The 1,719-nt window shown below is 71.4% G+C and carries 1 protein-coding gene; it reads left to right on the top strand.

Going from position 1 to position 1,719, the window contains the following annotated elements:
• Positions 1-549: 549 nt before the first annotated feature.
• The coding region (locus tag AC08ON_RS18080) for a pilin (protein ID WP_476617432.1) at positions 550-1,719 on the top strand (1,170 nt) is incomplete at its 3' end.

Raw genomic sequence — 1,719 nt, 5'->3', positions numbered from 1 at the left:
TCAAGAAAGGCTCCTTTCACGGCGGGGTGTTTTCTCGGCCGTGAAAGGAGACCGTCTGCTGGGCATGTTTCGGACACCAGCCCCGCGACTTTTTCCAAGATTTTCCCGCTGGGCGCGGCCTAGTCCGACCGGGCTATTGATCGCTGGCAGATCGCTGGGCAGCACCCGTATAAGCGGCCCGAAACTTTTTCCAAGATTTTTCTCGCTGGCGTCATTGCCCGCCGGCCGGGATGCCCACGAGGATGCCCAGCGATCTTCATTCGATGTCACAGCATCGCAGGTCACAGCCCTGCTGGGCAGGCTCGGGCCGCCGCTGGCGTCGGCTCGACTCCGGGGCTGACGGGAACACCAAAACAAGATCTCTGGGATTCTTCTGGACGCCAACGATCTTTGCTGTGCATTCACAGGGAGATCATTATAGTTTTTCGCTGGGCACGGTGTGGCGTCCTTGGAGCTGTCCACATTGCCGTGACAGCGAAAGGGCCCGCACTCATGCCCGACGGAATGTCTTCCTTTCCCCCGCGACCGGCCGGCCGGGGTGTATCCGGGTTGCCTCTGGCGACCTTGCGGGATTGCTTTGGCCTGCTGGTGGCCGGGCCGGCGCCGTTGGCGCTGGACGGGTCGGTGGTGCCGGGTCTGCCAGCGCGGCTGGTGGCGTTGGACGAGCTGCGGAACCTGCTGCTGGCCGGGTCCTGCCCGCGGGCCGTCCGCGACGCCGCGTGGGCGGTGGTGATCCGCCGTTCGCGGCGCTACGGCGGCGCGTGGACGGTCGGCGCCGCCGGGATGGCGCTGCCCGCCCTGCACGCGGTGGCCGCCCGGCTCTCCGGCTACAGCGACCTCGACACCGCCGACGTGCAGGCCGAGGTGCTCACCGGGTTCCTCGAAGCGCTCGCGACCACCCGTCTGGACCTGCCGCGGATCGCGGTTCGACTGCGCTGGGCCGCCTACCGGGCCGGGCTGGCACTGACGGTCCAGCAGCGGGAGGCCCCTCGTCCCGACCCGGACCTGTTCCAGACCGTCGCGGCGGCCGAGGCAGCGTGGTCCGGTCCGGGCCCGGCCGGTCCCGAACAGGTCCTCACCGGCGCGGTCGCCGCCGGGGTCCTGACCGACACCGAGGCCGATCTGATCGCCGCGACCCGCCTGGACGACGTGCCGATCAGCGCCTGGGCCGCCCGCCACGCGACGGGCCCCCGCCGGGCCTGCCGGCTGCGGGAGCGGGCCGAACGACGCCTCGTCGACCATCTCACCAGCCCGGCCGGCGCCCGCCGCGCCGCCCGCCCGCTGGCCACCGAGCCGCCGCGCCGGCCAGGCGGCGCTGGTGGTCGCGGGGGTGCCGGCATGAACCCGACCCGACCGCTACCCCAGGCCCGTCCCGCTCGCTCCCGCGTGGCCGCCCGGCGCGCCGTGGCGCGCCGGGCGGTCCTGCTCACCGTCGCCGTGCTCGCGCTCGTGCTGGCGGGCAGCGTCGCGGCTTTCGCCGCGCCGACGCCGGCGGCACCGGACCTGAACGCGGTGTTGAACAACGTCCGCAACTGGATCATGGGGATTCTCGCGTTGCTGGCGACGGTGTTCCTCTCGATCGGCGGCGTGCGCTACCTGATCTCCAACGGCGACCCCGGCGAGGTCGGCAAGGCCAAGGACAGCTTCCGCAACGCCGGCTGGGGCTACGGGCTGGCCGCGCTCGCGCCGGTCGTCGTCGAGATCCTCAAGCAGACCGTC

The sequence above is a fragment of the Frankia sp. CoWAU3 genome (assembly GCF_977971855.1).
Note: the sequence above shows the minus strand (reverse complement) of the source record. Positions and strands in the feature narration are given on the sequence as shown.